Here is a 26,323-nt window from a genome sequence, read left to right as displayed (position 1 = left end):
GCCCGAGTCACCCGAGTCGCCTGATCACGGTCGTCGGTACGGGAACCGGTGCGCCGCCGCCCGAGGACGTCCTCGCGGGGGCCGCTCTCGTCGTGGGCGGGCGTCGGCATCTGGACGCCGTACGGCTGCCCGACGGCGTGGAGCGGATCGTCCTCGGGGCGCTCGCGCCCGCCCTCGACGTCGTCGAGGAGTACGTCGGCAAGGAGCGGCCGGTGGTCGTGCTGGCGTCCGGTGATCCGGGGTTCTTCGGGATCGTGCGGGTGCTGGCCGAGCAGTTCGGGGCCGGGCTGCTGGACGTCCGGCCGGGGGTGTCCTCGGTGGCCGCCGCCTTTGCGCGGCATGGGCTGACCTGGGACGACGCCGTCGTCGTCAGCGCGCACGGGCGGGATCCGCGGACCGCCGTGCATGTCTGCCGGGCGTATCCGAAGGTCGGCGTGCTGACCGGGCCGGGCGCCGGGCCGGCCGAGCTGGGCGCGGCGCTCGCCCGCAGCGCGCCCGACCGGGTGCTGGTGGTCGCCGTCGCGCTCGGCGACCCGGTGCGCGAGCGGGTGGAGCGGGTCTCCCCCGCCGAGGCCGCGGGCCGCGACTGGGGTACGGCGGTGAGCGTCGTCCTGTGCCTGGACGAGACGCGTCCGGCGGGCGGCCCGCGCACCCTCGCGGGGCCCGCGCCCCGGCCCGCCGGGTGGGCGCTGGCGGAGGACGACTTCGCGCACCGCGACTCGATGATCACCAAGTTCGAGGTACGGGCACTGGCGCTGGCCCGCCTCGGGCCGCGCCCGGGCGACCTGGTCTGGGACGTCGGCGCGGGCTCCGGTTCCGTGGCCGTGGAGTGCGCGCGGCTGGGCGCGGCCGTCAGCGCGGTCGAGAAGGCGGCGGACGGGGTGGCGCGGATCCGCGCCAACGCCCGTGCGCACGGCGTCGACGTGCATGTCGTGCACGGCGGCGCGCCCGGCGCGCTGGCCGAACTCGACGACCCCGACGCCGTGTTCGTCGGCGGCGGCGGACGTGAACTGCCCGGGATCGTCGCCGCGTGCGCGCGGCGGGCGCGGCGGACGGTGGTGGTCGCGATGGCCGCGCTGGACCGGGTCCCGGCCGTGCGCGGCGCGCTCACGGACGCCGGGTTCGACGTCGACGGCGTACTGCTCCAGTCCTCGCGCCTCGCGCCGCTGCCGGGGGACGTCACCCGGCTCGCGGCGACCAATCCCGTTTTCCTGCTCTGGGGGACCAAAGCCCCCGTCCGTCAAGAAGTTCCGCACGAAGGAGTTGCTCTGTGATCGGCCTCATTTCCGCCACCGCGGCGGGGGCGGCGGCGCGCGACCGGCTGGCCGCGGCTTGGCCGGACCGCACGCGCGCGTACGACGGGCCCGTCGGGGACGCCGTACGGCGGGCGTTCGCGGAGTGCGAGCAGCTCGTGTGCTTCCTGGCGACGGGCGCGGTCGTCCGGCTCGTCGCGCCGCTGCTCGGCGACAAGGCGTCCGACCCGGGTGTGGTGTGCGTCGACGAGGCCGGGCGGTTCGCCGTGTCGCTGGTCGGCGGGCACGGCGGCGGAGCCAACGAACTCGCCCTCGCGGTGGGTGAGTTGCTGGGGGCCGAGCCCGTGGTGACCACGGCGACGGACGCCGTCGGCATCCCCGGTCTGGACACCCTCGGCCTCCCGGTGGAGGGCGATGTGGCAGGCGTGACGCGGGCCCTGCTGGACGGGGAGCCGGTCGCGCTGGACGCGGAGGTGGCGTGGCCGCTGCCGCCGGTGCCGTTCGCCGAACAGGGCGCGTACACCGTGCGGTTGACCGACCGGGCCGTCGAACCCGGTGAGCGCGAGGTGCTGTTGCGGCCGCCGACGCTCGTGGTCGGCGTCGGCGCTTCCAAGGGCGCGCCGGTCGAGGAGGTGCTCGACGTGATCGAGGGTGCGCTGCGAGAGGCCGGTCTGTCCGCGCGGAGCGTCGCCGAACTCGCCACCGTGGACGCCAAGGCGGCGGAGCCCGGCATCGCGGGGGCCGCCGCGCGGCTCGGGGTGCCCGTAGTGACGTACTCCGCCGGGGAGTTGGCGGCCGTCGAGGTGCCGAACCCCTCCGCCGCGCCGCTCGCCGCCGTCGGCACGCCGTCCGTCGCGGAGGCCGCCGCGCTCGTCGGCGGGGGTGAACTCCTCGTGCCCAAGCGGAAGTCGGAGCGCGCGGACGGGCGGCCCGCGATGGCGACCTGCGCCGTCGTACGGCGGCCGGGGCGTGGGCGGCTCGCGGTGGTCGGGCTCGGGCCCGGCGCGCGGGACCTGCTCACGCCGCGCGCGCACGCCGAACTGCGGCGCGCCGCCGTGCTCGTGGGGCTCGACCAGTACGTCGACCAGATCCGCGACCTGCTGCGGCCCGGCACCCGGATCCTGGAGTCAGGGCTCGGGGCCGAGGAGGAGCGGGCCCGCACGGCCGTCGCGGAGGCCCGGCGCGGGCAGGCCGTCGCGCTGATCGGCAGCGGGGACGCGGGCGTGTACGCCATGGCCTCCCCGGCGCTCGCCGAGGCGTCCGACGACATCGACGTGGTCGGGGTGCCGGGGGTGACCGCCGCGCTCGCGGCCGGGGCGATCCTCGGCGCGCCGCTCGGCCACGACCATGTGTCGATCAGCCTGTCCGACCTGCACACGCCGTGGGAGGTCATCGAGCGGCGGGTGCGGGCGGCGGCCGAGGCGGACCTCGTCGTCACGTTCTACAACCCGCGTTCCCGGGGCCGCGACTGGCAGTTGCCCAAGGCGCTGTCGATCCTCGCCGGGCACCGGGAGCCGACGACGCCGGTGGGCGTCGTACGCAACGCCTCCCGCCCGGACGGCAGCAGCCGGCTGACCACGCTCGCGGAACTCGACCCGGCGTGGGTCGACATGATGACCGTCGTGACCGTCGGCAACACCGCCACCCGGAACATCGCGGGGCGCATGGTGACCCCGCGCGGCTACCGCTGGCAGGAGAGCACGCAGCAGCAGGAACAGGAGGAGGCGAAGTGAATCCCTCGGCCCGTGTGGTCCATCCGATCGAGCAGGAGTCGTTCCGGCGGCTGCGCGCCCGCCTGGACACCTCGCACCTTCCGCCGCTGACCCGGGCGGTGGTGGAGCGGGTCATCCACTCCGCCGCCGATCTGGAGTACGCCCGCGATCTCGTCCTGGACGAGGGCGAGTTGGCGACGGCGCAGGCCGCGCTGCACGCCGGTGCGCCCGTCGTCGTGGACGTGGAGATGGTCGCGGCGGGCATCACGCGCCGCGAGACCGTCTGCCGGCTCAAGGACGCCAAGTCCGGTGCGGGGCTGACGCGTTCGGCGCACGCGGTGCGACTGGCGTACGACGAGGTCGGCCCGGGGGCGATCTGGGTGATCGGCTGTGCGCCGACCGCCCTGGAGGAGCTGCTGACGCTCGACGCCTCCCCCGCGCTCGTCATCGGGCTGCCCGTCGGCTTCGTCGGCGCGGCCGAGTCGAAGGCCGCGCTGCGCGAGAGCGGGCTGCCCGCCGTGAGCAACGTGTCCGAGAAGGGCGGCTCGGCGGTCGCCGCCGCCGCGCTCAACGCCCTGCTGTACACCCCCCTTTCAGCCCCCGCGGCACCCGCGATATCACTCTCTGCATCGTCCCCCGCTTCGTCCTTCGAGGAGAAACAGTGACCACCCCGCCGCCCGCCCTGCTCATCGCCGGCCATGGCACCCGGGACGAGGCCGGGGCCGAGGCGTTCCGTGACTTCGTACGGGAGTTGGGGCGTCGTCACCCCGAACTGCCCGTCGCGGGCGGCTTCATCGAGCTGTCCCCGCCGCCGCTGGGCGAAGCCGTCGCCGACCTGGTGGAGCGGGGCGTACGCCGTTTCGCCGCCGTTCCGCTGATGCTGGTGTCCGCCGGGCACGCCAAGGGGGACATCCCGGCGGCCCTGTCCCGCGAGAAGGAACGGCACCCGGGGATCTCGTACACGTACGGGCGTCCGCTGGGCCCGCACCCGGCGCTGCTGAACGTGCTGGAGCGGCGGCTGGAGGAGGCGCTCGGCACGGAGGGGCGTACGCCCGAGGATCTGGCCGACGTGACCGTGCTGCTGGTGGGGCGCGGGTCGACGGACCCGGACGCCAACGCCGAGGTGTACAAGGCGGCGCGGCTGCTGTGGGAGGGGCGCGGGTACGCGGGCGTGGAGACGGCGTTCGTGTCGCTGGCCGCGCCGGACGTGCCGAGCGGGCTCGACCGGTGCGTGAAGCTGGGCGCGCGGCGGATCGTCGTCCTGCCGTACTTCCTGTTCACCGGGATCCTGCCGGACCGGGTGCGGCAGCAGACCGAGGGCTGGGCGGCGGCGCACCCGGGGGTGGAGGTGCGGTCGGCGGACGTCATCGGCCCCGAGCCGGAGCTGCTCGACCTGGTGATGGAGCGGTACGCGGAGGCCGTCAAGGGCGATCTGCGGATGAACTGCGACTCGTGCGTGTACCGGATCGCGCTGCCGGGGTTCGAGGACAAGGTGGGGCTGCCGCAGCAGCCGCACTTCCACCCGGACGACGACGGGGACCACGATGGACACCACGGTCACGGGCATCATCACCACGGAGGGCACGCGCACTCCCATGCACACTGACGGGCACGACCTGCGCCACCACGGGGACGCCGAGGTGCGGGACGACGGTGCGGAGCTGGTCGACCTCGCCGTGAACGTCCGCGCGGACACGCCGCCGCGCTGGCTGCGCGAGCGCGTCGCCGCGTCCCTGACCGGCCTCGCGGCCTACCCGGACGGGCGGGCCGCGCGGGCGGCGGTCGCGGCGCGGCACGGGCTGCCGGTGGAGCGGGTGCTGCTGACGGCGGGCGCGGCGGAGGCGTTCGTACTGCTGGCGCGTGCTCTGAAGGTCCGTCAACCCCTGGTCGTGCACCCGCAGTTCACGGAGCCGGAGGCGGCGTTGCTGGACGCCGGGCACAGTGTGGACCGGCTGATCCTGCGGGCGGAGGACGGTTTCCGGCTGGATCCGGCGGCCGTTCCCGAGGACGCCGACCTGGTGGTGATCGGCAACCCGACCAACCCGACGTCGGTACTGCACCCGGCCGAGGCGATCGCCCGACTCGCGCGGGTCGGGCGGACGTTGGTGGTCGACGAGGCGTTCATGGACGCGGTGCCCGAAGAGCAGGAGGCGCTCGCCGACCGGACGGACGTACCCGGCCTGGTGGTGCTGCGCAGCCTGACGAAGACCTGGGGGCTGGCGGGGCTGCGCATCGGCTACGTCCTGGCGGCACCGGAGACGATCGCCGAGCTGGAACGGGCCCAGCCGCTGTGGCCGGTGTCCACCCCGGCGCTGGCCGCGGCGGAGGCGTGCATGAGTACGCGGGCCCTGGCGGAAGCCGCCCACGCCGCGCACCGCGTCGCCACGGACCGGGCCCATCTCGTCGCCGGGCTCGAGGAGTTCGCCTCGGACGGGGTGCGGATCGCGGGGCCTGCGGAGGGACCGTTCGTCCTCGTCCGGATCCCCCGGGCCGCCGCCGTCCGGCACCGGCTGCGCACCCTGGGGTTCGCGGTCCGGCGCGGGGACACCTTCCCCGGACTGGACACGGAGTGGCTACGGCTGGCCGTACGCGACCGGGTGACGGTGAACCGTTTCCTCCAAGCCTTGGACCAGGCGCTGGCACTGACGCGGAGGTGAGGGCGAGGGGGTCCGTACCCCTCGCCCCTCCCGGCGTCCCGGCTTCCGGTCTCGTCAGCCCCGGTTGCGGCGGGCCAGCGCCACCGCTCCCCCGCCCGCCGCCAGCAGGGCCACCGCGCCGCCCGCGAGGTACGGGGTCGTCGAACTGCCGCCGGTCTGGGCCAGGTCCGCCTGTGCGGGTGCGCCCTGGGCCTTCACGTCGGCGGCCGGGGCGGCGGTGCTCGGCTCGGCGGACTCGGCGGACTGGGCCTGTTCCTCGCCCTGTTGGGGCTCCTCACCCGTCCCCTGTTCCTCGCCCTGTTCGCGTGCCGCGGGTGTCTCGCAGGTGGCTTTCGCGAGGGTCAGGGTGCCGGTGACCTCGGCGACGTTGAGGTTCAACGGGTTGACGGAGACGGTGAGTTCGAGGGCGGTGGCGGCTGCCGTGCGGGACGTCACCTTGCGCTGCGAGAGGTCCAGGCGGACTTCGCCCACGCCGGGTGCCTTAACCTCCGTCGTGCCGCCCGCGCTCACCGACACCTTCTTGCCGAGGACCGTCACCGAGCCCAGCACGTTGGAGGCGGCGACCGGGGTCTTGCCGGTCTCACAGGTCGCCTTCGAGGTGACCGCGCCGATCTCGATGACGGAGAGCAGCGGGAGGCCGGGGACGTGCAGCTTGGCGTGGGCGAGGCGGGTGGACGCCTCGGCCTTCGTGTCGTCTACCGTCGCCTTGGCCTCGGCGACGTCCGCGCGCAGGACGCTGAACGGCCTGCCGCCGTCGACGCCGTTCAACTCCGCGGTGAGCGCGGTCTTTTCGGCGCTCTGCGGGGCCTGCACCTCGTTCAGGGAGACGGTGAGCGGGATGCCGACGGTCTTGTTGAGCAGGGCCACGTCGAGCCCGGTGCGCAGGACGGACGCGCTCGCGCGGCCCTGGCCGTCGGTCGCGTGGGCGGAGCCCGCGCCGGCCAGGGCCGCGGGACCTGCGGCCAGGGCCGTGGTCGCCAGGACGGTGGCGACGCGGCGTGCGGGCATGCGGAAGGTGTTGCCGTTCAAGGGTGGGACCCCCAGAAGAGACGCTTCGGGACCCCGTAAGAATTACGTACAAGCGGTCAACGGTCAGCATGCTGACGCGAGTTCACTCCAACGTGAGTTTTCCGTGCACATCTTCGAATCACGCAGCACGTACGTTCTCCACAATCCCGTGACTCCTGGATCCCGTGTGCCCGCACCGCCCTCAGGTCAGCTCCGCTCGGCTCAGCTCACCACCGTCCCGTTGAGCACCACGCGGCGCGGGGCCGCCAGTACCCGTACGTCCGCGCGCGGGTCCGTGTCGTAGACGACGAGGTCCGCCGGAGCGCCCTCGTCCAGACCGGGGCGTCCGAGCCACGCGCGTGCGCCCCAAGTCGTCGCCGAAAGCGCCTCCAGCGGGGGGATGCCGGCCGTCACCAGCTCGGCGACCTCCGCCGCCACCAGACCGTGCGGCAGCGTGCCGCCGGCGTCCGTGCCGACGAAGACCGGGATGCCGGCGTCGTAGGCGGCGCGCACGGTGTCGTAGCGGCGGGCGTGCAGCCTGCGGAGGTGGGCCGCCCAGCGCGGGAACTTGGCCTCGCCGCCGGCCGCGAGGCCGGGGAACGTCGCGATGTTGACGAGCGTCGGCACGATCGTGACGCCGCGCTCGACGAACAGCGGGATCAGCTCGTCCGTGAGGCCCGTGGCGTGCTCGACGCAGTCGATGCCCGACTCCACCAGGTCGCGCAGCGAGTTCTCCGCGAAGCAGTGGGCGGTGACCCGCGCGCCCAGCCGGTGGGCCTCCGCGATGGCCGCCTCGACCGCGTCCCGGGGCCAGCTCGGGGCCAGGTCGCCCACCTCGCGGTCGATCCAGTCGCCGACCAGCTTCACCCAGCCGTCGCCGCGCCGGGCTTCTCGGGCGACGTACGCGACCAGGTCCGCGGGCTCGATCTCGTGGGCGTAGCCGCGGAGGTAGCGGCGGGTGCGGGCGATGTGCCGGCCCGCCCTGATGATCTTCGGGAGGTCGTCGCGGGCGTCGACCCAGCGGGTGTCCGAGGGCGAGCCGGCGTCGCGGATCAGCAGCGTGCCCGCCTCGCGGTCGGCCAGCGCCTGCTTCTCGGCGACGTCCGGCTCGACCGGCCCGTGCGCGCCCAGGCCCACATGGCAGTGGGCGTCGACCAGACCGGGCAGCGCCCAGCCCTCGACGGTCCGGACGTCGCGAGCGCCGCCGGGACGGTCGTAGGAGATCCGGCCGTCGACGACCCACAGCTCGTCGCGGACGTCCTCGGGGCCGACGACGACCCGCCCTTTCACGTGCAGCACCGCGTGATCGCTCATGCACCGCACCTTAGTGAGCCGCGTGGTGCGCTACTTCTCGGGGCCGCCCACCTGGTCCGGGGACTCTTGGGCCTCTTCCTCAACCTCTTCCTCCACCTCGGCCATCGCCGGGTCGAGGAGGCGGGAGAGGAAGTGGCGGGTGCGTGCGTGGCGTGGAGCGCCGATGACGTCGGCCGGGGTGCCGTCCTCGACGACGACGCCGCCGTCCATGAAGACGACCCGGTCGGCGACCTCGCGGGCGAACGTCATCTCGTGGGTCACCACCATCATCGTCATGCCCTCGTGCGCGAGCCTGCGCATGACGGCCAGGACGTCCCCCACCAGTTCCGGGTCGAGCGCCGACGTCGGCTCGTCGAACAGCATCACCTCGGGGCCCATGGCGAGGGAGCGGGCGATCGCCACGCGCTGCTGCTGGCCGCCGGAGAGGGAGGCGGGGTAGGCGCTCGCCTTCTCCGACAGGCCCACCCGCGCCAGGTTCTCGGCGGCCACCCGCGCCGCCTCCGCCTTGCCGCGCCGCAGCACCCGGCGCTGCGGCAGGGTGAGGTTCTCGGTCACCGACAGGTGCGGGAAGAGGTTGAACTGCTGGAAGACCATGCCGATACGGCGGCGTACGGCGTCGATGTCGACGTCGGGGTCGGTGAGTTCGGTGCCGCCGACGAAGACCTGGCCCTTGGTCGGCTCCTCCAGCAGGTTCACGCAGCGCAGCAGCGTCGACTTGCCCGAGCCGGACGGGCCGATCACGCACACGACTTCGCCCTGGCCGATCTCCAGGTCGATGCCGCGCAGCACCTCGTTGTCGCCGAACGACTTGTGCAGGTCGCGGACTTCGATCTCGGGTCGGCTCATTTCACGGCCTCCTGGGCCTTGGCCTCCATACGGCGCACGACGAAGCCGAGCGGGATGGTCACCAGCAGATAGCAGAGGCCGGCGACCAGGATCGGCGTGGAGTTGGCCTTCTCGCTGGCCAAGTCCCGGCCGAACTTGGACAGTTCGCGTTCCGCCAGGGTCACGCCCAGGAGCAGGACCAGCGAGGAGTCCTTGAAGAGGATCACGAGTTCGTTGGTGAGCGGCGGCAGGATGATGCGGAACGCCTGCGGAATGACGATGGAGACCATGGCCCGCGCGGGCGAGAAGCCCAGCGAACGCGCCGCCTCCAGTTGCCCCTTGGGCACCGCCTGGATGCCCGCGCGGAAGGTCTCCGCCATGTACGCGGCCCCCACCAGGCCGAGCGCGAGGGCGGCCTTGCCGTAGGTCCCGCCGATGATCTCCGTGCCGGGGAAGGCCAGCGGTACGGCGACGCCGATGAAGACGAAGATCAGCAGGGCCGGCAGGCCGCGGAAGATCTCGATGTACACGCCGGCCAGCCAGCGGTACGGGCCGACCGAGGACAGCCGCATCAGCGCGATGACCAGGCCGAGCAGCAGCCCGAGCACGAAGCCGGACAGCGTGTACAGCACGGTGTTCTTCAGCGCCAGCGTGATGACGTCGGGGAACATCTCCTTCGCGATGCCCCACTGGGCGAACTGGTTCTTCAACCGCCCCCAGTCGGCCGTGACCGCGAAGACGATCACCGCCGCGACGAACACCGCGTACTGCGCCCCACGCGACAGACTGCGCTTCTGACGCCGGGTCAACCCCTTTCGCCGGAGCTGGAGTTGTACGTCCGTATCGGCCATGGGGTCAGGAGGCCGAGACGGAAGCGGATACGGAGGCGGAAGCTGAAGGTGTAGCGGCCGGGGAGGCGGCGGCGACGGACGCGTCGTACGGCCCGATCCACTTCTCGTACAGCGTCTTGTAGGTCCCGTCCGACTTCGCCTCGGCCAGCGCCTTGTTGACGGCGGCGAGCAGCTTGGCGTTGCCCTTCTTCACCGTGAAGCCGTACTGCTCACCGGTGTTGAGGTTGTCGACGACCTTGAAGGCGGCGGCGTTGGCCTTGTCCTTCAACCAGCCCTGGACGACCGGGTAGTCGATGATGACGGCCTTGACCTGCCCGGTGCGCAGCCCGTTGAGGACGGCGTCGGAGGACTCGAAGGAGACCGGGTCGAAGCCCTGCTTCGTGGCGTAGTCCTCGCCGGTGGTCTGCGCCTGGGCACCGAGCTTGAGCTTCTTGGCCTTCACGTCGGCGAGCGAGGTGACGGCCGCGCTCTTGTCGACCAGGACGGCCTGCGTGGCGTCGAAGTAGGGGTCGGAGAAGTCGACGTTCTTCTTCCGCTCCGCGGTGATGGTCATGCCGGCCGCGGCCACGTCGCACTGGCCGGAGTTGAGGAACGCGCCGGTCTTGAAGTTCTCGAAGGGCGTGTCGACGATCTCCTGCCGCACGCCCAGGTTCTTGGCGACGAGATCGATCAGGGACACGTCGAACCCTTGCACCTTGCCGTCGATCTCCGACTGGAAGGGCGGGTAGGGCAGATGGGTGCAGGTGGTGAGCTGGCCCGCCTTGACGAGCTCGACCCCGCCGGCGGCGGTCTTGGAGCCGCTGCCGCCGTCATCGGTGGAAGTGCAGGCGGCGACGAGCAGCAGCCCGGCCGTCGCGGTGGTGGCGGCCAGAACGCGGATCCTGCGCCCGGGAAGGGTGTTCAAGGCGGGCCTTCCTAAAAGAGGACTGAGGGACTGGAGGGAACGGATGGAACTGAGGGAACTGCGACTCCGATTATAAGGAGAAGTTTGAGGCTCTCAAATTAAACCGATGGTTACCGGGCCGCCCGACCTAAGAAGTAGCCAACAGAGAGGGAGGAAGCACATGCGGTTACTCTCGACACCTCTACCCCGTGAGTGAAGAGAGAGCACCCCCGTGACACACCCGTTCCTGGATCTCGCCCCGTTGAGCGCAGCGCACTTCGCCTCGATCGAGGACCGGGTGGCCCGGCTCCTGGACACCCGGCAGGACGTCGTGATCACCCAGGGCGAGGCGCTGCTGCCGCTGGAGGGCGCGATCAGGGGGACCGCCGGTCCGGGCACGGTGGCGCTGAACGTGATCACCGGCCCCTACGGGCAGACCTTCGGCGACTGGCTGCGGGACTGCGGCGCGACCGTCATCGACCTGGCGGTGCCCTTCCACACGGCGGTGACGGCGGCGCAGATCCGCGAGGCCTTCACCGAGCACCCCGAGATCGACTTCGTCTCGCTGGTGCACGCGGAGGCGGCGACCGGCAACACCAACCCGGTCGCGGAGATCGGCGAGGTGGTACGGGAGTACGGCGCGCTGTTCTACCTGGACGCGGTCGCCTCGATCGGCGCGGAGCCGGTGCTGCCGGACACGTGGGGCGTGGACCTGTGCGTGATCGGCGCGCAGAAGGCGATGGGCGGCCCGGCTGGCGTGTCGGCGGTGTCGGTGAGCGAGCGGGCCTGGGCTCGGATGTCCGCGAACCCGCAGGCCCCGCGCCGCTCGTACCTCTCCCTCCTGGACTGGAAGGAGCGCTGGCTCGACGGCGGCCGCAAGACCCTCCTGCACGCCCCGGCCCAACTGGAGATGCTGGCGCTGGAGGCCTGCGTCGAGCGGATCGAGGCGGAGGGCCTGGCCACGGTGACGGCCCGTCACGCCGCCGCCGCGGCGGCGACCCGCGCGGGCGTACTGGCCCTGGGCGGCGGCCTGGAGCCGTACGTCCACACCGCGACGGACGCGGCACCGGTCGCCACCACCCTGAGGGCACCGTCGGGCGTGGCGGCGACGGAACTGGCGGCCCGCGCCCTGGAAACCGCCCCGACACTGCCGCTGGCCGCGGGCGGGGGCGGGGGCGCACTGGCCAAGGAGATGATCCGGGTCAACCACTACGGGACGGACGCCACGCAGAACGTCGTACGCGAAAGCCTGACGGCCCTGGGAGCGGCCCTGGAGGAAAAGGGCCTGACCGTGGATGTGGCGGGCGCGGTACGTGCGGCGGAGCAGGCTTGGGGGAGTACCGAATGATCAGCATCAACAAGCTCGTACCGTCCGACAGGGCCGACTGGGAGGCCCTGTTCGGCGCGTACATCGACTTCTACGAGCGCGTCGAGCCGCCCGAGATGTACGACAGGGCGTGGCGCGCATTCCAGGCGGACACCCGGCTGCACGCCCTCGGTGCGCGGCTGGACGGCAGGCTCGTCGGCATCACGCACTTCTTCGTCCACCCCAACACGTCGGGTCCGGACGTCTGTTACCTCCAGGACCTCTTCACCGCACCGGAGGCCCGCGGCAAGGGCGCGGCCCGCGCACTGATCGCCGCGGTCTCCGACTGGGCCCAGACCCAAGGCTGCTGCCGCGTCTACTGGAACACCCACGAGTCCAACACCACGGCCCGCCACCTCTACGACAAGGTGGCAGAAAACCGCGGCTTCCTCCGCTACCAGATCGAACTGCCCCGGTAGGGCTACGACTTGCCGCCCCGATGTCGGCCCCCGTGCCATCCTCCCCGCATGACCACCAACACACCCCAGAACCAGCCCCAGCCCCAGCCCCAGCCCCAGCCCCAGCCCCAGACGCTCCCCGACGGTCGGGCCATCCCCCTCATGACCGGTGATGAACTTCCCATGTTGGAGAGCTGGTTGGCGTTTCATCGGGGGACGCTTGAGTTGAAGTGTGCGGGGCTGGATGACGAGCAGGTGCGGAAGGCGTCTGCCGCGCCGTCGGAGTTGACGTTGCTCGGGCTGGTGCAGCATCTCGCCGAGGTTGAACGGAACTGGTTCCAGCGGGCGTTCGCCGGGCTGGACGTGCCTCCGGTGTTCGAGGAGGAGACCGGGTACGGGCTCGACGCCGGGCGGGGGATCGACGAGGCGTTGGCCGTGTGGCGGCGGGAGATCGCTCGGGGGCGGGAGTTGATCGCCGGGCGGTCGCTGGAGGACACCGGGCGGATCGTCGACGGGCCGATGGCCGGCCTCGCGGTCAGTCTGCGCTGGGTGCTCATTCACATGATCGAGGAGTACGCCCGGCACAACGGTCACGCGGACATTCTTCGGGAGCGCATCGACGGAGTCGCGGGAATCTGATTCCAGTTCCGAATTCACGGTGATTTCGGAATCTCCTCCAGCATAGCCTTCCGTGTTCTTCTGCCCGGATTCCCTGCCGCTAAACGCAGGGGATTTCCGGGCGATTACGAGCCCGTGACGTATTGCACAAGCGGGGCTGTATGTCTCTTTTGCGGGGCATGAAAGTGGGCAAACCGGTCTCCTGTCTCTGCGGCATCACGGAATCACCACGGCCTCTCCATGCGTTATTGAATTTCCCTGGGTAGGTTCAATCCGCATGACTGCCGCACAAGCAGACCTACGTATCGACCGCCCGTCGATGGAAGACGGGACCGCACTCTGGCGCATCGCCAAGGAATCCGGAACGCTCGATCTGAACTCCTCCTACAGCTATCTGCTGTGGTGCCGCGACTTCGCCGGCACCTCGGCCGTGGTGCGGGCGGCGGGCACGGAGGGCGGCGGCGAGGCGGTCGGGTTCGTCACCGGGTACGTACGGCCGGAGGACCCGCGCACCCTGCTGGTCTGGCAGGTGGCGGTCGACGCCGCGTACCGCGGTCGCGGTCTCGCCGCCGCGCTGCTCGACGGACTGACCGCACGGCTCGCCGCCGAACGCCCGCTCAGCCCGATCACCACCGTCGAGACCACCATCACGCCCGGCAACACCGCCTCCGAGCGGCTGTTCACCTCGTACGCCGAGCGGCACGGGGCGGCCGTCAGCCGCGAGGTGCTGTTCGGGGCCGGGCTGTTCCCCGACGGCCCGCACGACCCCGAAGTGCTGTACCGCATAGGCCCGTTGACCACACCTTCGCAGTAATCAGCAATCAGCAATCAGTGGTCAGTAGTCAGTAGTCAGTAGTCAGTAGTCAGTAGTCAGTAAGGAGCTATTCCCTTGACCATCACCCAGCCCGACCTCAGCGTGTTCGAGACTCTCGAGTCCGAGGTGCGCAGCTACTGCCGCGGCTGGCCCGTCGTCTTCGACCGGGCACAGGGCAGCCGTATGTACGACGAGGACGGTCATCGGTATCTGGACTTCTTCGCCGGTGCCGGGTCTCTCAACTACGGCCACAACAACCCCGTACTGAAACGGGCGTTGGTCGACTATCTGCTGCGGGACGGCGTCACGCACGGGCTCGACATGTCCACCGTCGCCAAGCGGTCCTTCCTGGAGACCTTCCGGGATCTGGTGCTGCGCCCGCGCGAGTTGCCGTACAAGGTGATGTTCCCGGGCCCGACCGGCACCAACGCCGTGGAGTCCGCGCTGAAGCTGGCGCGGAAGGTGAAGGGGCGCGAGGCCATCGTGTCGTTCACCAACGCCTTCCACGGGATGTCGCTCGGATCGCTGGCCGTCACCGGCAACGCCTTCAAGCGGGCCGGCGCCGGGATCCCGCTGGTGCACGGCACGCCCATGCCGTTCGACAACTACTTCGACGGCCGGATCCCCGACTTCCTGTGGTTCGAGAGGCTGCTGGAGGACCAGGGGTCCGGGCTCAACAAGCCTGCCGCCGTGATCGTCGAGACCGTGCAGGGCGAGGGCGGCATCAACGTCGCGCGTCCGGAGTGGCTGCGGGCGCTGAAGGAGTTGTGCGAACGGCAGGACATGCTGCTGATCGTCGACGACATCCAGATGGGCTGCGGGCGCACCGGGGCCTTCTTCTCCTTCGAGGAGGCCGGGATCGTCCCGGACATCGTCACCGTGTCGAAGTCGATCAGCGGCTACGGGCTGCCCATGTCGCTGTGCCTGCTGCGTCCCGAGCTCGACGTGTGGGAGCCGGGCGAGCACAACGGCACCTTCCGCGGCAACAACCCGGCGTTCGTCACCGCCACCGCCGCCCTCGAGACGTACTGGGCCGACGGGTCCGCGATGGAGAAGCAGACCCGGGCGCGCGGCGAGCAGATCGAGCAGGGGCTCATCTCGATCGCCGAGGAGAACCTCACCGACGTCAAGGAGTACCGGGGCCGCGGGCTGGTGTGGGGCGTGGAGTTCCACGAGAAGGCGCGGGCCGAGCGGGTCGCGCGGCGCGCCTTCGAACTCGGGCTGCTGATCGAGACGTCCGGCCCGGAGAGCGAGGTCGTCAAGCTGCTGCCGGCCCTCACCATCACCCCCGAGGAGCTGGACGAGGGCATGAGCATCGTCGCCCGCGCCGTACGGGAAACCGCCTGACGCCCTCACATCCCACACCTGACATCTGACACCTATCAAGGAGGCATCGCAGCCGTGATCGTCCGTTCGTTCAAGGACATCGAAGGCACCGACCGGCATGTGCGGGCGGCGTCCGGCACCTGGGAGAGCAAGCGCATCGTGCTCGCCCGGGAACGGGTCGGGTTCTCGCTGCACGAAACGATTCTGTACGCGGGTACCGAGACGTCGATGTGGTACGCGAACCACGTCGAGGCCGTCGTCTGCGTCGAGGGCGAGGCCGAGCTGACCGACCACGAGACCGGGCGTACGCACCGCATCACGTCCGGGACCATGTACCTCCTCGACGGGCACGAGCGGCACACGCTGCGCGTCAAGGAGGACTTCCGCTGTCTGTGCGTGTTCAACCCGCCGGTGACCGGACGGGAGGACCACGACGAGAACGGCGTCTACCCCCTGCTGACCGAGCCCGAGGAGGTGTGAGCACCGTGACCACGCTCACCGATCTGTATCCCACCCGTGGCACCACCGAGGTGTCCGTCCCCCGCCGGGACCCCGTCGTCTGGGGCTCCCCCGACGCCCCCGGCCCGATCCCGACAGCCGGCCTCCAGACGTACGAGCGCGACGGCTTCCTCGCCGTCGACCAGTTGATCAGCGACGACGAGGCCACCGTCTGCCGGCGGGAGCTGGAGCGGCTCGTCGCGGACCCGGAGATCCGGGCCGACGAGCGGTCGATCGTCGAGCCGCGGTCCAAGGAGATCCGGTCCGTCTTCGAAGTGCACAAGCTGAGCCCCGTGTTCGCCGCCCTGGTGCGCGACGAGCGGGTCGTCGGGCGGGCGCGGCAGATCCTCGGCTCGGACGTGTACGTCCACCAGTCGCGGATCAACGTCAAGCCGGGCTTCGGGGCCGGGGGCTTCTACTGGCACTCGGACTTCGAGACCTGGCACGCCGAGGACGGTCTGCCGACCATGCGTACGGTGTCCGTCTCGATCGCGCTGACCGAGAACCACGACACCAACGGCGGGCTCATGATCATGCCGGGCTCGCACCGGACGTTCCTCGGCTGCGCCGGGGCCACCCCCGAGGACAACTACAAGAAGTCGCTGCAGATGCAGGACGCGGGCACGCCGTCCGACGAGACGCTGACCGCGATGGCGGGCGACCACGGCATCAAGTTGTTCACCGGGAAGCCCGGTTCGGCTACCTGGTTCGACTGCAACTGCATGCACGGGTCCGGCGACAACATCACACCGTTCCCGCGCAGCAATGTCTTCATCGTGTTCAACAGCGTGGAGAACACGGCCGTCGAGCCGTTCGCCGCGCCGCTCCGACGCCCGGAGTTCATCGGCGCGCGGGACTTCACGCCGGTGCGGTGAGACGTGGACTCGGTCGGACAGTGCGTCCAGCAGGCGGTCGGTGTCGGTGGGGGTGTTGAACAGGTGGAAGGACGCCCGTAGGTTGCCCGCGCGGTCGGAGACGGCGATGCCTGCGGCTGCCAACTCCGGCTGGCGGTGGCCCAGTCCGGGTACGGAGACAATCGCCGAACCGGGTGCCGGGACTGGTTCGTGGCCGAGGGTCGCGAGGCCCGCGCGGAAGCGGTCGGCGAGGGCGAGGTTGTGGGCGCGGATCGCCACCACGCCCAGTTCCTCGATCAGTTCGAGGGAGCGGCGCAGTCCGGCGTAGGCGAAGAGGGCGGGCGGCAGGTCGAACCGCCGTGCGGAGTGGGCGAGTTCGGCGACCGGGCCGTAGCAGCTCGCCTCGGGCCGCTCGCCCGCGACCCAGCCCGCGAGGATCGGTGACAGTCCGCCGAAGTCCTCCGGGACCACGAGGAAGGCCGCGCCGTGCGGGCCGAGCAGCCACTTGTAGGCGACGGCGGCGGAGAAGTCGTGGGCGTCGGCGTCCGTCGGCAGCCAGCCGGCGGACTGCGAGAAGTCGACGTACGTACGCGCCCCGTGGGTGCGGGCCGCCTCGCGCAGGGCGGGCAGGTCGGTGATCCGGCCGTCGGCGGACTGCACGGCGCTGACCGCGACCAGCGCCGTCCCCGGGCGGACGGACTCGGCGATCCGCTCCAGCGGTACCTCGCGCACCTTGAGGTCGCCGCGGACGTGGAACGGGTTCAGCACGGAGGTGAAGTCGCCCTCGGCGGTGAGGACTTCGGCTCCCGCCGGGAGCGAGGCGGCGATCACGCCGGTGTGCGCGGCGACCGACGCGCCCAGCGCCACCCGGCCCACCGGGACACCGGCCAGCCGTGCGTACGCGGCCCGGCACGCCTCGATGTCCTCATGCAACGGAGTCAACGGCCTGCCCTCGGCCCGCAGCAGCGCCGCCTCGTGCAGGGCGGCGACGGTGCGGGCCGGGAGCAGGCCGTTGCTCGCGGTGTTGAGATACGTCGTCTTCGGGGTGAACTCGGCGCGGACGAGATTCTCGAAGGTCTCCGGGATCTCCGGGGTGTCGGGGGTCCCTGTGGTCTCCGTGGGCTGCGTGGGCTCCATGGATCCACTGTGCGGGCGTTTGGACTCGTCGTCCATCGCGATTTCCTACGTGGATTCGCCAAGTGACGCTTATGGGTCCGCCCCGACCTGCGGTTTCTCAGCCCTGCTGGGGCACCGCGCAGCCGTCGGGGCCGCAGACCTCCGCGCCGGCGTCACCGTCACCGCCGCCGTCGATCAGCTTCAGCGGGGAGCGGTCGCCCCAGGCCTGGGTGAGGGCCCGGGTGAAGACCTCGGCGGGCTGCGCGCCGGAGACGCCGACGGCACGGTCGAGGACGAAGAAGGGCACGCCGTTCGCGCCGAGTTGGGCGGCCTCGCGCTCGTCGGCGCGGACCTCGTCGGCGTAGGCGGCGGGGTCGGCGAGGACCGTGCGGGCGGCGTCCGCGTCGAGGCCCGCCTCGACGGCCAGGTCCACGAGCCGCTCGTCGCCCTCGGAGTAGACGGACCGCTCCTCGGCGAAGTTCGCCCGGTAGAGGATCTGGATGAGCTCGTCCTGCCGGCCGTGCTCCTTGGCGAAGTGCAGCAGGCGGTGCATGTCGAAGGTGCTGCCGTGGTCGCGGTCGCGGGTGCGGTAGGCGAGGCCCTCAGCGGCGGCCTGGACACCGAGGTTCTCCTCGCCGGCCTGCGCCTGCGCCGTGCTCATGCCGTACTTCTTGCCGAGCAGGGCCAGCACGGGCTCGACGTCGCCCTTGGCGCGGCCGGGGTCCAGCTCGAAGGAGCGGTGCACCACCTCGACCTGGTCACGGTGCGGGAAGGCCTCGAGCGCCTTCTCGAAGCGGGCCTTGCCCACGTAGCACCAGGGGCAGGCGATGTCGCTCCAGATCTCGACGCGCATGTCTCGGCTCTTTCCAGGTCGTACGGGTACGGAGACTCCCTCCGCCTGGTGTGTGAACGTTCAAGCGGTCGGGTTCATTCCCCGCCCGTCGGCTTCACTCCCCGCTCACGGAGAAACACAGGAAGAGATGGTGATCGTCCTCGGCGGGTGGGTTGTGCGGGTCCGGGAACCAGCCCTGACGTGCGTAGAAGGCCTGGGCGCGGCGGTTGTCGACGTGCACGTCGAGCACGGCGGTGCGCCGGCCGGCCGCCCGCCACCGCGCCACGCAGGCCGCGTGCAGGGCCGTACCGATGCCGCCGCGCCAGTGGTCGGGGTCGACGTGGAACTGGAACAGCTTGACGGTGTCCGGGGCCGAGCCCTCCGGCGTACGGAACGAGGCGAGGCCGACGATCCGGCCCCGCTCGACGACGCAGAGCACCTGGCCGTCGGGCCGCTCGATGGCCGTGCGCCAGTTCGCGAGCCAGTCCGCGCCGTCCTGCGGGACCCCGTCCGGGTAGTACGTCGCCCGGGCGCGCGCGTGCAGCGCGGCGATCGCCTCCGCCTCGGCGGGCACGGCGGTACGGATCACCCGGTCGTCCCGTTCCTCCGTGACACGTTCTCCGATCATGCAACGGAGGACGTGTCGTCGGCCGCCCCGGTTCCGAGGCGGCCGAACTGGACGCGGTAGGCGCTCGGGGTGAGTCCGGTGCGGCGGACCAGGTGGGCGCGCAGGGAGTCGGCGGTGCCCAGACCGCAGGCGCGGGCCACCTGGTCCATGGGCAGGGCGGTGGTCTCCAGGAGTTCCTTGGCACGCTCGACGCGCTGGTGGAGCAGCCACTGCAGCGGGCTCACCCCGCTCTCGGCGTGGAAACGCCGGGTGAGCGTGCGCACGCTGACGCCCGCGTGCCGGGCCAGGTCGGTGAGGGTGAGCGGCTGGTCGAGGTGGCGCATGGCCCAGCCGCGGGTGTCGGCGCAGGCGGTGCCCCGCTCGGGCGGCAGCGGGGTCTGGGTGAACCGGGTCTGGGTGAACTGGGTCTGGGTGAACTGGGTCTGGGTGAACTGGGTCTGGCCGCCGGGCCGGACGGGGGCGACGAGGGCACCGCGGGCGACCCGGTTGGCGACGGCGGCCCCGTAGTCGGTGCGGATCATGTGCAGGCACAGGTCGATGCCGGCGGCGTACCCGGAGGAGGTGAGGACCTGGCCGTCCTGCACGTAGAGGACGTCGTCGGCGAGGTCGACCGCCGGGTAGCGCCTGCGCAGTTCCCCGGCCTGGTTCCAGTACGTCGTGGCCCGGCGGCCGTCCAGCAGGCCCGCCTCGGCCAGGGCGAACGCGGCGCTGCAGATGGACGCGATCCGCTTGCCCGCGGCGGCGGCCGTCCGCAGGGCGGTCACCGTGCGCGGGTCGGGCGTGTACCGGTGCCCGGTGCCGACCACGGCGCCGACCGTGCCGCCGCTGACGGCGGCGATGATGGAGGCGGTGCCGGCCGAGCGGGCAGGCTAGGCGGCGGGTGTGCTGAACGCGGCCCGGCAGGTGGCGGGGGGGCTGGGCATCGCGGTGTTCGGGGCGCTGGTGTCCGACGGCTTCACCGGGGGCATGCGGGCGGGCCTGGCGATCAGCGCGGCGCTGTTCGCGGTGACGGGTGTGCTTAGCTGCCGTCTCTCAGGTCGTCCGGCCACTCGGTCCTGAACTCGAGGTGGTCGTACGTCACGACGCACCCCTCTCCCATCGGCGACTGCGTCATGAAGCCGATGAGGGCCGCGCCTGTCTCCTTCTCCTCGCCGAGCGTGAACAGCCGGACGAAGGTCCAGCGCTTGCCGTCGCGGGAGGCGTGGAAAGCGAAGGCGCGCCCGGTGCGGCTCAGCCGCAGCCAGACCGAACTTCCCTCCACGGTGAAGGAGTTGGCGTCGTCGGAGTGTCCCCGGGTGACCACCGTGCAGACGGTCGCCACATCCGGGGAGTACTCCAAGCACAGCTTGGCCCAGGCCCGTTCACCGACATGGACGTACAACGCCCCCGCGTCGAAGGCCCAGTTGAACCCCACGGTGACGCGGGCGATGAGCTGGAAGTCCCCCTCGGGCGACCCCAGCAGCCGGGGCGCGTCAGCGGCGGGGTCCAACGCCTCCCCCGTCGGCGGCACGAACCGGTCCTGCCGAGCCCCGGCCCAACCGGTCAACACCCCGTCCTCATACGACCAGTGCCCAGAGGGCCCATAAGTACGGAGGGAAAAGGGCAGTTCGGGAAGCGAAACGTCCATGACCCAATTATTAGGGGTGGGCGACGCACGGTAGGGGCGCGGGACTGTATCGATATGCGGCTCCGCCGCGTGGGCGCGACCAGCCACAGCGGACTGGCAGCCGCAAAAACCCGCACCCCTACGGCGCCCAAGCGGAGCGCTACCGCTCGAGACGCCCGTTGAACCGACGCGGAAGCCCCAACTCGTTCTCGTCCCGAAGCTCCACAGGCAGCAGCGCAGCAGGCGTGTTCTGGTACGCGACCGGCCGCAGCCACCGCTCGATGGCCGTACCGCCCACCGACGTGGACGTGGACGTCGTGGCCGGGTACGGACCGCCGTGATGCTGCGCGGGCGCGACGGCGACGCCCGTCGGCCACCCATTGACCAGCACGCGCCCGGCGAGCGGAGTCAGCTCGGCGAGGATCTCCGCGCCGCGCCCCTCGCCGGAGGCCTCGCCGTCGGAGAGCTGGACCGTCGCCGTCAGGTTGCCCGGCAGCCGCGACAGGACGGCCTTGACCTCGGCCTCGTCCTCGTAGCGGGCCACGACGGTGACCGGGCCGAAGCACTCCTCCAGCAGCAGGTCGTGCGCCCCCTCGGCGGCGAGCCGCCCCGCGGGCACCGTCAGGAAGCCCGCGCTGACGGTGTGCTCCCCGCCCGCGCCGGGCGTCACCGGCGAGTCCACGTCGGCCAGTTCGGCGCGCTCGGCGACACCGGCGATGAAGTTGTCCCGCATCCGGTGGTCGAGCAGCACGCCCGCGTCGGTGTCGCTCACCGCGTCGGTCAGCGACTTGACCAGGCCGTCGCCGGCCGCGCCGGACGGCACCAGGACCAGTCCGGGCTTGACGCAGAACTGTCCGACTCCCATGGTCATGGACCCGGCGAGCCCGGCGCCGATCTCCTCGGCGCGCTCGACGGCGGCAGCCTCGGTCACCACGACGGGGTTGAGGGAGCCCAGTTCCCCGTGGAAGGGGATCGGTACCGGCCGGGCCGCGGCGGCGTCGAACAGCGCCCGCCCGCCCCGGATGGAACCGGTGAATCCGGCGGCGGTGACCAGCGGGTGCTTGATCAGCTCGACGCCGGCCTCGAAGCCGTGCACGAGTCCGAGTACGTCCTGCGGGATGCCGTGTTCGGCGGCGGCGTGCCGCAGCACCTTGGCGACCAGCTCGGACAGCGCCGGGTGGTCGGGGTGGGCCTTGACGACGACCGGGTTGCCGGCCGCGAGCGCGCTCGCGGTGTCGCCGCCCGCGACGGAGAAGGCGAAGGGGAAGTTGGACGCCGAGTACACGGCGACCACGCCGAGCGGCACCTTGTAGCGGCGCAGGTCGGGGACGGGCGGGGTGGCGGCGGCGTCGGGGTGGTTGATGACGACGTCGAGGAAGGCGCCCTCGTCGACGATGTCGGCGAACGAGCGCAGTTGGTAGCAGGTGCGGGCGAGCTCGCCGGTCAGCCGGACCGGGCCGAGCGCGGTCTCCGCGTCGGCCACCTCGACCAGCGTGTCCTTGGCTGCCTGGAGCCGGTCGGCGGCGGAGCGCAGGAACGCGGCGCGGACGCTGCGGTCGGCGAGGGAGCCGCGGGCGGCGTGCGCGGCGCGGACGACGGTGTCGACCTCCTCGGCCGTGGCCTCCACCGCGACCTGTTCCCGCTGCTTCCCGTTACGGGGGTCGACACTCCAGACTGGTGCTGCTGCCACCGCGGGTCCCTTCACATGCTCTGCATCAGCCGTGTTCGATATGCTGAACGCTGTCTCGGATGGTGAATACGCTGCCGAGACTATAACTTCAGCTTCTCGTCGAACGAAGGGGTCAAGGGCGATGGCGGCTGGCGAAACGGGGGGCGGGGCGCAGGTCAAGTCCGCGGTGCGGACGGTTGAGCTGCTGGAGTACTTCGCCGGACGCCCCGGCATGCACTCCCTCGCGGCGGTCCAGGAGGCCGTCGGGTATCCCAAGTCCAGCCTCTACATGCTGCTGCGCACGCTGGTGGAGCTGGGCTGGGTGGAGACGGACGCGACGGGCACGCGGTACGGGATCGGCGTGCGGGCGCTGCTCGTCGGCACCTCCTACATCGACGGCGACGAGGTCGTCGCGGCGGCCCGGCCGACCCTGGACCGGATCTCGGACGACACCACCGAGACGATCCACCTGGCCCGGCTCGACGGCACGAACGTCGTGTACCTCGCGACCCGCCAGTCCCAGCACTATCTGCGGCCCTTCACCCGGGTCGGCCGGCGGCTGCCCGCCCATTCCACCTCCCTCGGCAAGGCGCTGCTGAGCACCTACCCCGACGAGCAGGTCCGCAAGATGCTCCCGGAGACGCTCCCGACGCTGACCGAGCACACGATCACGGACCGCGAGCAGCTCATCGAGGAGCTGCACCAGGTCCGGGAGCAGGGTTTCGCGGTGGACCGCGAGGAGAACACGCTGGGCCTGCGCTGCTTCGGCGTGGCGATCCCGTACCGCACGCCGGCCCGGGACGCGATCAGTTGCTCGGTGCCGGTGGCGCGGCTGACGCCCGCGCACGAGCAGATGGTGAAGGACGCGCTGTTCGACGCCCGCGACCGGCTGACCCTGGCGACCCGCAGGCTCTGAACCGGCTGGACAGGCCCGGATGAAGAGGTCCAGATGGACAGGCCCCGATGAACAGGCCCGGATGAACAGGCCCGGATGAACAGACGATGAGAAATCCGGGTGGATGGGAACGATCGATCGCTTCCCGTTCGTCTTTCTGAGGCAATGAACAAGACGATCAGGCGCGCCTCGGTCTTCGCGCTGCTGCTCGTGTTCGCCCTGCTGATCCGGGCGACGTGGGTGCAGTTCTACGAGGGCCAGGCACTCGCAGACGACAAGGGCAACCGGCGCAACGCGATCGAGACGTACGCGGAGCCGCTCGGGAACATCATCGTGGCCGGAAAGGCGATCACCGGCTCGGCCGTCACGTCGGACGGCGACCTCAGATACAAGCGCACGTACACGGACGGCGAGCTGTACGCGGCGGTGACGGGCTACGCCTCGCAGAGCTACGCCCCGACGCAGCTCGAGGGCATCTACGCGAACCTGCTCAACGGCACGGACATCCGCCTGAAGACGGCGCTGGACACGGTCACGAACAAGCGGGCCGACCCGGGCGACGTGCTCACCACGATCGATCCGGCCGTGCAGAAGGCGGCGTACACCGCGCTCGGCGACAAGAAGGGCGCGGCCGTCGCGATCGATCCGAAGACCGGCCAGATACTCGCGGTCGTGTCGACGCCGTCGTACGACCCGTCGTCGCTGACCGACGCCAACACCGCCGGCACGGCCTGGACGAAGCTCAACGCGGACTCCGACAAGCCGCTCACCAACCGGGCGCTGCGCCAGCCGCTGGCGCCGGGCTCCACGTTCAAGCTGGTCGTCGCGGCCGCCGCGCTGGAGGACGGGCTGTACTCGTCGGTGGACGAGAAGACCGACAGCGTGGCCCCGTACACCCTGCCGGGTACGGAGAGGGTCCTGCGCAACGAGAACACGTCCGCGCCCTGTACGAACGCCACGATCCGGGTCGCGCTCCAGTACTCCTGCAACAACGTGTTCGCGCACATGGCCGTGCAGCTCGGGCAGGACAAGCTGAAGGCGATGGCCGAGAAGTTCGGCTTCAACGACGACAGCCAGGACATGCCGGTGCGGGCGTACCCGAGCGTGTACCCGTCCGACATGGACGCGTCGTCCACGGCGCTGACCGGCATCGGCCAGTTCGACGTGACGGCGACGCCGCTGCAGATGGCCATGGTGTCGGCCGCCATAGCCAACGGTGGCGAGCTGGTCTCGCCGCACATGGTCGCGCAGATCACCGACAGCGGCGGCGACGTCCTGAAGGACTACGACGACGAGGCGTCGACCACGCGGATCGTCAGCGCCGGCACCGCCGAGCAGTTGCGCTCGGCGATGCAGACGGTCGTCGAGAAGGGCACGGGCACGAACGCGCTCATCGACGGCGTCACCGTCGGCGGCAAGACGGGCACGGCCCAGAACGGCGAGAACAACAGCAAGGCCCCGTACGCCTGGTTCACGTCCTACGGCACATCCGCCACCGGCAAGCAGGTCGCCGTGGCGGTGGTCGTCGAGCAGTCGGACGCGGCCCGCTCCGAGGTCAGCGGCAACGGCCTGGCGGCCCCGGTCGCAAGGGCGATGATGAAAGCAGCGCTGAAGTAGCTGAAGTAGCCGACGTGACTGCTCACTTCACGCCGAGCACCTGCTCGATGGGGTCGATGGCGAAGTACACGACGAACAGCGCCGACGCCCCCCACAGCAGCCAGTGCACGTCCTTCGCCTTGCCGAGGACCGTCTTGATGAGGACGTAGGAGACGAAGCCCGCCCCGATGCCGTTGGTGATCGAGTAGGTGAACGGCATGACGGCGATGGTGAGGAACGCCGGGATGGCGATCTCGTACTTGTCCCAGTCGATGCCCTTGACCTGGGTCATCATCAGGAAGCCGACGGCGACGAGAGCCGGGGCGGCCGCCTGGAGCGGGACGATCGTGAGGACCGGGGTCAGGAACAGGGCGAGCGCGAAGAGGCCGCCGGTGATCACGTTGGAGAAGCCGGTGCGCGAGCCCTCGCCGACGCCGGCCGCCGACTCGATGTAGGAGGTCGCCGAGGACGACGAGGCCACGCCGCCCGCGACCGCCGCCGCGCCGTCGATGAGCAGCACCCGGCCCAGATGGGGCACCTGACCCTTGTCGTCCAGCAGCCCGGCCTCCGCGCTGATGCCGACGACCGTGCCCATGGTGTCGAAGAAGTCGGACAGGATCAGGGTGAAGATCAGCAGGACGACCGTGATGACGCCGGTCTGGCCGAAGGCGCCGAACAGGCTGAAGTGACCGATCAGCCCGAAGTCCGGGGCGTCGACGATCCGGTCCGGCCACGAAGGCGTGGTCAGGCCCCAGGACTTGATGTCGGCGGTCGAGTCGATGACGATCGCGAGCAGCGTCATGGTGACGATGCTGATCAGGATCGCGCCCTTGACCTTGCGGGCGAGCAGTCCGACGGTCAGCAGCACGCCGAGGCAGAACACCAGGACCGGCCAGCCGGAGAGGGTGCCGGTGCCGCCGAGCTGCACGGGCACGGTCGTGTGCGCGATGTCGGGGATCCGGCTGACGAAACCGGCGTCGACGAAGCCGATGAAGGCGATGAACAGGCCGATGCCGACGCTGATCGCCTGCTTGAGCGGCTGCGGGATGGCGTGCATGACGGCCTCGCGCAGCCCGGTCACCACCAAGGCGCAGATCAGCAGGCCTTCGATGACGATGAGGCCCATCGCGTCGTCCCAGCTCATCAGCGGGGCGATCTGGAAGGCGACGACCGCGTTCAGGCCGAGGCCCGCGGCGAGCGCGAGGGGCAGGTTGCCGCCGACGCCCATGACGATCGTCATGACGGCGGCCACCAGGGCGGTGGCGGTGGTGAGTTGGACGGTGTCGAGCTGGTGCCCGAACTTGTCCTTCGCGCTGCCCAGGATGATCGGGTTCAGGACGAGGATGTAGGCCATGGTGAAGAACGTGGCGAAGCCGCCGCGTATCTCCCGGCCGAAGGTCGACCCCCGCTCGGAGATCTTGAAAAACCGGTCGACGGTTTCCACGTGTACTGCTCCCTGCTGCCTGCCGACTGGCTGATCGTGCGCGGCTGATCGTGTGCGGATGCTCGCTGGATTGTTCCTGCGTTGAACCGTCTTCAGGTTTTCGCCGTGTTACGGAATCGGGTTCCGCTTTCGATCCGCCTGCCACAGGATGCTCGAACCC

Annotated in this window: 25 protein-coding genes and 1 pseudogene; 14 read left to right on the top strand and 12 right to left on the bottom strand. The window is 71.2% G+C overall.

The window, feature by feature from the left end; all coding sequences use genetic code 11:
- Window positions 1-20 precede the first annotated feature (20 nt).
- The 5 genes from cbiE to cobC are packed head-to-tail and all read left to right on the top strand — an operon-like array spanning window position 21 to window position 5,622.
- Window positions 21-1,274, top strand: coding sequence for a precorrin-6y C5,15-methyltransferase (decarboxylating) subunit CbiE (gene cbiE, locus BMZ82_RS09465; RefSeq protein WP_093773877.1), 1,254 nt, complete (start codon window positions 21-23; stop codon window positions 1,272-1,274).
- Window positions 1,271-2,986 (top strand): precorrin-3B C(17)-methyltransferase, encoded by a 1,716-nt coding sequence (cobJ, locus tag BMZ82_RS09460; RefSeq protein WP_093773705.1) that lies wholly within the window; start codon window positions 1,271-1,273, stop codon window positions 2,984-2,986. The genes cbiE and cobJ overlap by 4 nt, the downstream gene beginning before the upstream one ends.
- A complete protein-coding gene (locus tag BMZ82_RS09455) occupies window positions 2,983-3,630 on the top strand; it encodes a precorrin-8X methylmutase (protein WP_093773703.1) in 648 nt (215 codons plus the stop codon). Before cobJ ends, BMZ82_RS09455 begins: the two co-directional genes overlap by 4 nt.
- Window positions 3,627-4,571 carry a sirohydrochlorin chelatase gene (locus tag BMZ82_RS09450; protein WP_093773701.1) on the top strand — a complete coding sequence of 315 codons (945 nt, stop codon included), beginning with the start codon at window positions 3,627-3,629 and terminating at the stop codon, window positions 4,569-4,571. The genes BMZ82_RS09455 and BMZ82_RS09450 overlap by 4 nt, the downstream gene beginning before the upstream one ends.
- A complete protein-coding gene (gene cobC / locus BMZ82_RS09445; RefSeq protein WP_256251831.1) occupies window positions 4,561-5,622 on the top strand; it encodes an Rv2231c family histidinol phosphate aminotransferase CobC in 1,062 nt (353 codons plus the stop codon). Before BMZ82_RS09450 ends, cobC begins: the two co-directional genes overlap by 11 nt.
- Window positions 5,623-5,676: 54 nt before the next feature.
- On the opposite strand, the gene BMZ82_RS09440 is transcribed toward cobC, so the two are convergent.
- The 5 genes from BMZ82_RS09440 to BMZ82_RS09420 form a co-directional block, all read right to left on the bottom strand.
- Window positions 5,677-6,651 carry an SCO1860 family LAETG-anchored protein gene (locus BMZ82_RS09440; RefSeq protein WP_093773697.1) on the bottom strand — a complete coding sequence of 325 codons (975 nt, stop codon included), beginning with the start codon at window positions 6,649-6,651 and terminating at the stop codon, window positions 5,677-5,679.
- Window positions 6,652-6,852: 201 nt separating this feature from the next.
- Window positions 6,853-7,944: an amidohydrolase family protein gene (locus BMZ82_RS09435; protein ID WP_093773695.1), complete on the bottom strand. Its 1,092-nt coding sequence runs from the start codon at window positions 7,942-7,944 to the stop codon at window positions 6,853-6,855.
- 30 nt (window positions 7,945-7,974) lie between these two features.
- Window positions 7,975-8,790 carry an amino acid ABC transporter ATP-binding protein gene (locus BMZ82_RS09430; protein ID WP_093773693.1) on the bottom strand — a complete coding sequence of 272 codons (816 nt, stop codon included), beginning with the start codon at window positions 8,788-8,790 and terminating at the stop codon, window positions 7,975-7,977.
- Window positions 8,787-9,620: an amino acid ABC transporter permease gene (locus tag BMZ82_RS09425; RefSeq protein ID WP_093773691.1), complete on the bottom strand. Its 834-nt coding sequence runs from the start codon at window positions 9,618-9,620 to the stop codon at window positions 8,787-8,789. Before BMZ82_RS09425 ends, BMZ82_RS09430 begins: the two co-directional genes overlap by 4 nt.
- Window positions 9,621-9,624: 4 nt before the next feature.
- Entirely contained in the window at window positions 9,625-10,524 is a 900-nt protein-coding gene (locus BMZ82_RS09420) for a transporter substrate-binding domain-containing protein (RefSeq protein WP_093773689.1), read from the bottom strand.
- Window positions 10,525-10,735: 211 nt separating this feature from the next.
- On the opposite strand from BMZ82_RS09420, the gene BMZ82_RS09415 reads away from it, so the two are divergent.
- From BMZ82_RS09415 to thpD, 7 genes are all read left to right on the top strand, one after another.
- Window positions 10,736-11,851: a pyridoxal-phosphate-dependent aminotransferase family protein gene (locus tag BMZ82_RS09415; RefSeq protein WP_093773687.1), complete on the top strand. Its 1,116-nt coding sequence runs from the start codon at window positions 10,736-10,738 to the stop codon at window positions 11,849-11,851.
- A complete protein-coding gene (locus BMZ82_RS09410) occupies window positions 11,848-12,288 on the top strand; it encodes a GNAT family N-acetyltransferase (RefSeq protein ID WP_093773685.1) in 441 nt (146 codons plus the stop codon). Before BMZ82_RS09415 ends, BMZ82_RS09410 begins: the two co-directional genes overlap by 4 nt.
- Window positions 12,289-12,336: 48 nt before the next feature.
- Window positions 12,337-12,906, top strand: a complete 570-nt coding sequence (locus BMZ82_RS09405) for a DinB family protein (protein ID WP_093773683.1) — start codon at window positions 12,337-12,339, stop codon at window positions 12,904-12,906.
- Window positions 12,907-13,162: 256 nt separating this feature from the next.
- Window positions 13,163-13,699 (top strand): diaminobutyrate acetyltransferase, encoded by a 537-nt coding sequence (ectA, locus tag BMZ82_RS09400; protein WP_093773681.1) that lies wholly within the window; start codon window positions 13,163-13,165, stop codon window positions 13,697-13,699.
- Window positions 13,700-13,774: 75 nt separating this feature from the next.
- Window positions 13,775-15,046, top strand: a complete 1,272-nt coding sequence (ectB, locus tag BMZ82_RS09395) for a diaminobutyrate--2-oxoglutarate transaminase (protein ID WP_093773679.1) — start codon at window positions 13,775-13,777, stop codon at window positions 15,044-15,046.
- Window positions 15,047-15,100: 54 nt separating this feature from the next.
- Window positions 15,101-15,505: an ectoine synthase gene (locus BMZ82_RS09390; protein WP_093773677.1), complete on the top strand. Its 405-nt coding sequence runs from the start codon at window positions 15,101-15,103 to the stop codon at window positions 15,503-15,505.
- Window positions 15,506-15,510: 5 nt separating this feature from the next.
- A complete protein-coding gene (thpD, locus tag BMZ82_RS09385; RefSeq protein WP_371271180.1) occupies window positions 15,511-16,398 on the top strand; it encodes an ectoine hydroxylase in 888 nt (295 codons plus the stop codon).
- Window positions 16,399-16,413: 15 nt separating this feature from the next.
- Here the strand turns inward: thpD and BMZ82_RS09380 are convergent.
- The 6 genes and pseudogenes from BMZ82_RS09380 to BMZ82_RS09350 all read right to left on the bottom strand — a co-directional run.
- Window positions 16,414-17,514, bottom strand: a pseudogene (locus BMZ82_RS09380) (aminotransferase class V-fold PLP-dependent enzyme); the annotation flags it as partial.
- A gap of 97 nt (window positions 17,515-17,611) precedes the next feature.
- Window positions 17,612-18,346 carry a DsbA family oxidoreductase gene (locus BMZ82_RS09375; protein WP_093773673.1) on the bottom strand — a complete coding sequence of 245 codons (735 nt, stop codon included), beginning with the start codon at window positions 18,344-18,346 and terminating at the stop codon, window positions 17,612-17,614.
- Window positions 18,347-18,440: 94 nt separating this feature from the next.
- On the bottom strand, window positions 18,441-18,953 hold the full coding sequence (locus BMZ82_RS09370; RefSeq protein ID WP_177244437.1) for a GNAT family N-acetyltransferase: 513 nt from the start codon (window positions 18,951-18,953) through the stop codon (window positions 18,441-18,443).
- Window positions 18,950-19,759 (bottom strand): GlxA family transcriptional regulator, encoded by an 810-nt coding sequence (locus BMZ82_RS09365; protein ID WP_256251829.1) that lies wholly within the window; start codon window positions 19,757-19,759, stop codon window positions 18,950-18,952. Before BMZ82_RS09365 ends, BMZ82_RS09370 begins: the two co-directional genes overlap by 4 nt.
- Before the next feature lie 212 nt (window positions 19,760-19,971).
- The gene (locus BMZ82_RS09355; protein ID WP_093773671.1) at window positions 19,972-20,580 is read right to left on the bottom strand and encodes a DUF1349 domain-containing protein; all 609 of its coding nucleotides are present in this window, start codon (window positions 20,578-20,580) and stop codon (window positions 19,972-19,974) included.
- A 139-nt stretch (window positions 20,581-20,719) separates the two neighbouring features.
- Entirely contained in the window at window positions 20,720-22,249 is a 1,530-nt protein-coding gene (locus BMZ82_RS09350) for an aldehyde dehydrogenase (NADP(+)) (RefSeq protein ID WP_093773871.1), read from the bottom strand.
- A 121-nt stretch (window positions 22,250-22,370) separates the two neighbouring features.
- On the opposite strand from BMZ82_RS09350, the gene BMZ82_RS09345 reads away from it, so the two are divergent.
- Together BMZ82_RS09345 and BMZ82_RS09340 are read left to right on the top strand one after the other, a co-directional pair.
- A complete protein-coding gene (locus BMZ82_RS09345) occupies window positions 22,371-23,144 on the top strand; it encodes an IclR family transcriptional regulator (protein ID WP_093773669.1) in 774 nt (257 codons plus the stop codon).
- 144 nt (window positions 23,145-23,288) lie between these two features.
- Window positions 23,289-24,740 carry a peptidoglycan D,D-transpeptidase FtsI family protein gene (locus BMZ82_RS09340; protein ID WP_093773667.1) on the top strand — a complete coding sequence of 484 codons (1,452 nt, stop codon included), beginning with the start codon at window positions 23,289-23,291 and terminating at the stop codon, window positions 24,738-24,740.
- A 22-nt stretch (window positions 24,741-24,762) separates the two neighbouring features.
- On the opposite strand, the gene BMZ82_RS09335 is transcribed toward BMZ82_RS09340, so the two are convergent.
- Window positions 24,763-26,163, bottom strand: coding sequence for an NCS2 family permease (locus tag BMZ82_RS09335; RefSeq protein ID WP_093773665.1), 1,401 nt, complete (start codon window positions 26,161-26,163; stop codon window positions 24,763-24,765).
- Window positions 26,164-26,323 lie beyond the last annotated feature (160 nt).

This window comes from Streptomyces sp. yr375 (assembly GCF_900110755.1).
Taxonomy (GTDB): Bacteria; Actinomycetota; Actinomycetes; order Streptomycetales; family Streptomycetaceae; genus Streptomyces.
This window is presented reverse-complemented; position numbering and strand designations above follow the sequence as displayed.

What these genes read in the sequence shown, in the direction of transcription:
- BMZ82_RS09355 (WP_093773671.1), bottom strand. Translation starts at nt 20,580, where the DNA reads ATGGACGTTTCGCTTCCCGAACTGCCCTTTTCCCTCCGTACTTATGGG.
- BMZ82_RS09340 (WP_093773667.1), top strand. Translation starts at nt 23,289, where the DNA reads ATGAACAAGACGATCAGGCGCGCCTCGGTCTTCGCGCTGCTGCTCGTG.
- BMZ82_RS09435 (WP_093773695.1), bottom strand. Translation starts at nt 7,944, where the DNA reads ATGAGCGATCACGCGGTGCTGCACGTGAAAGGGCGGGTCGTCGTCGGC.
- BMZ82_RS09425 (WP_093773691.1), bottom strand. Translation starts at nt 9,620, where the DNA reads ATGGCCGATACGGACGTACAACTCCAGCTCCGGCGAAAGGGGTTGACC.
- BMZ82_RS09410 (WP_093773685.1), top strand. Translation starts at nt 11,848, where the DNA reads ATGATCAGCATCAACAAGCTCGTACCGTCCGACAGGGCCGACTGGGAG.
- BMZ82_RS09430 (WP_093773693.1), bottom strand. Translation starts at nt 8,790, where the DNA reads ATGAGCCGACCCGAGATCGAAGTCCGCGACCTGCACAAGTCGTTCGGC.
- cobC (WP_256251831.1), top strand. Translation starts at nt 4,561, where the DNA reads ATGCACACTGACGGGCACGACCTGCGCCACCACGGGGACGCCGAGGTG.
- BMZ82_RS09370 (WP_177244437.1), bottom strand. Translation starts at nt 18,953, where the DNA reads ATGATCGGAGAACGTGTCACGGAGGAACGGGACGACCGGGTGATCCGT.
- BMZ82_RS09345 (WP_093773669.1), top strand. Translation starts at nt 22,371, where the DNA reads ATGGCGGCTGGCGAAACGGGGGGCGGGGCGCAGGTCAAGTCCGCGGTG.
- BMZ82_RS09405 (WP_093773683.1), top strand. Translation starts at nt 12,337, where the DNA reads ATGACCACCAACACACCCCAGAACCAGCCCCAGCCCCAGCCCCAGCCC.
- BMZ82_RS09375 (WP_093773673.1), bottom strand. Translation starts at nt 18,346, where the DNA reads ATGCGCGTCGAGATCTGGAGCGACATCGCCTGCCCCTGGTGCTACGTG.
- ectA (WP_093773681.1), top strand. Translation starts at nt 13,163, where the DNA reads ATGACTGCCGCACAAGCAGACCTACGTATCGACCGCCCGTCGATGGAA.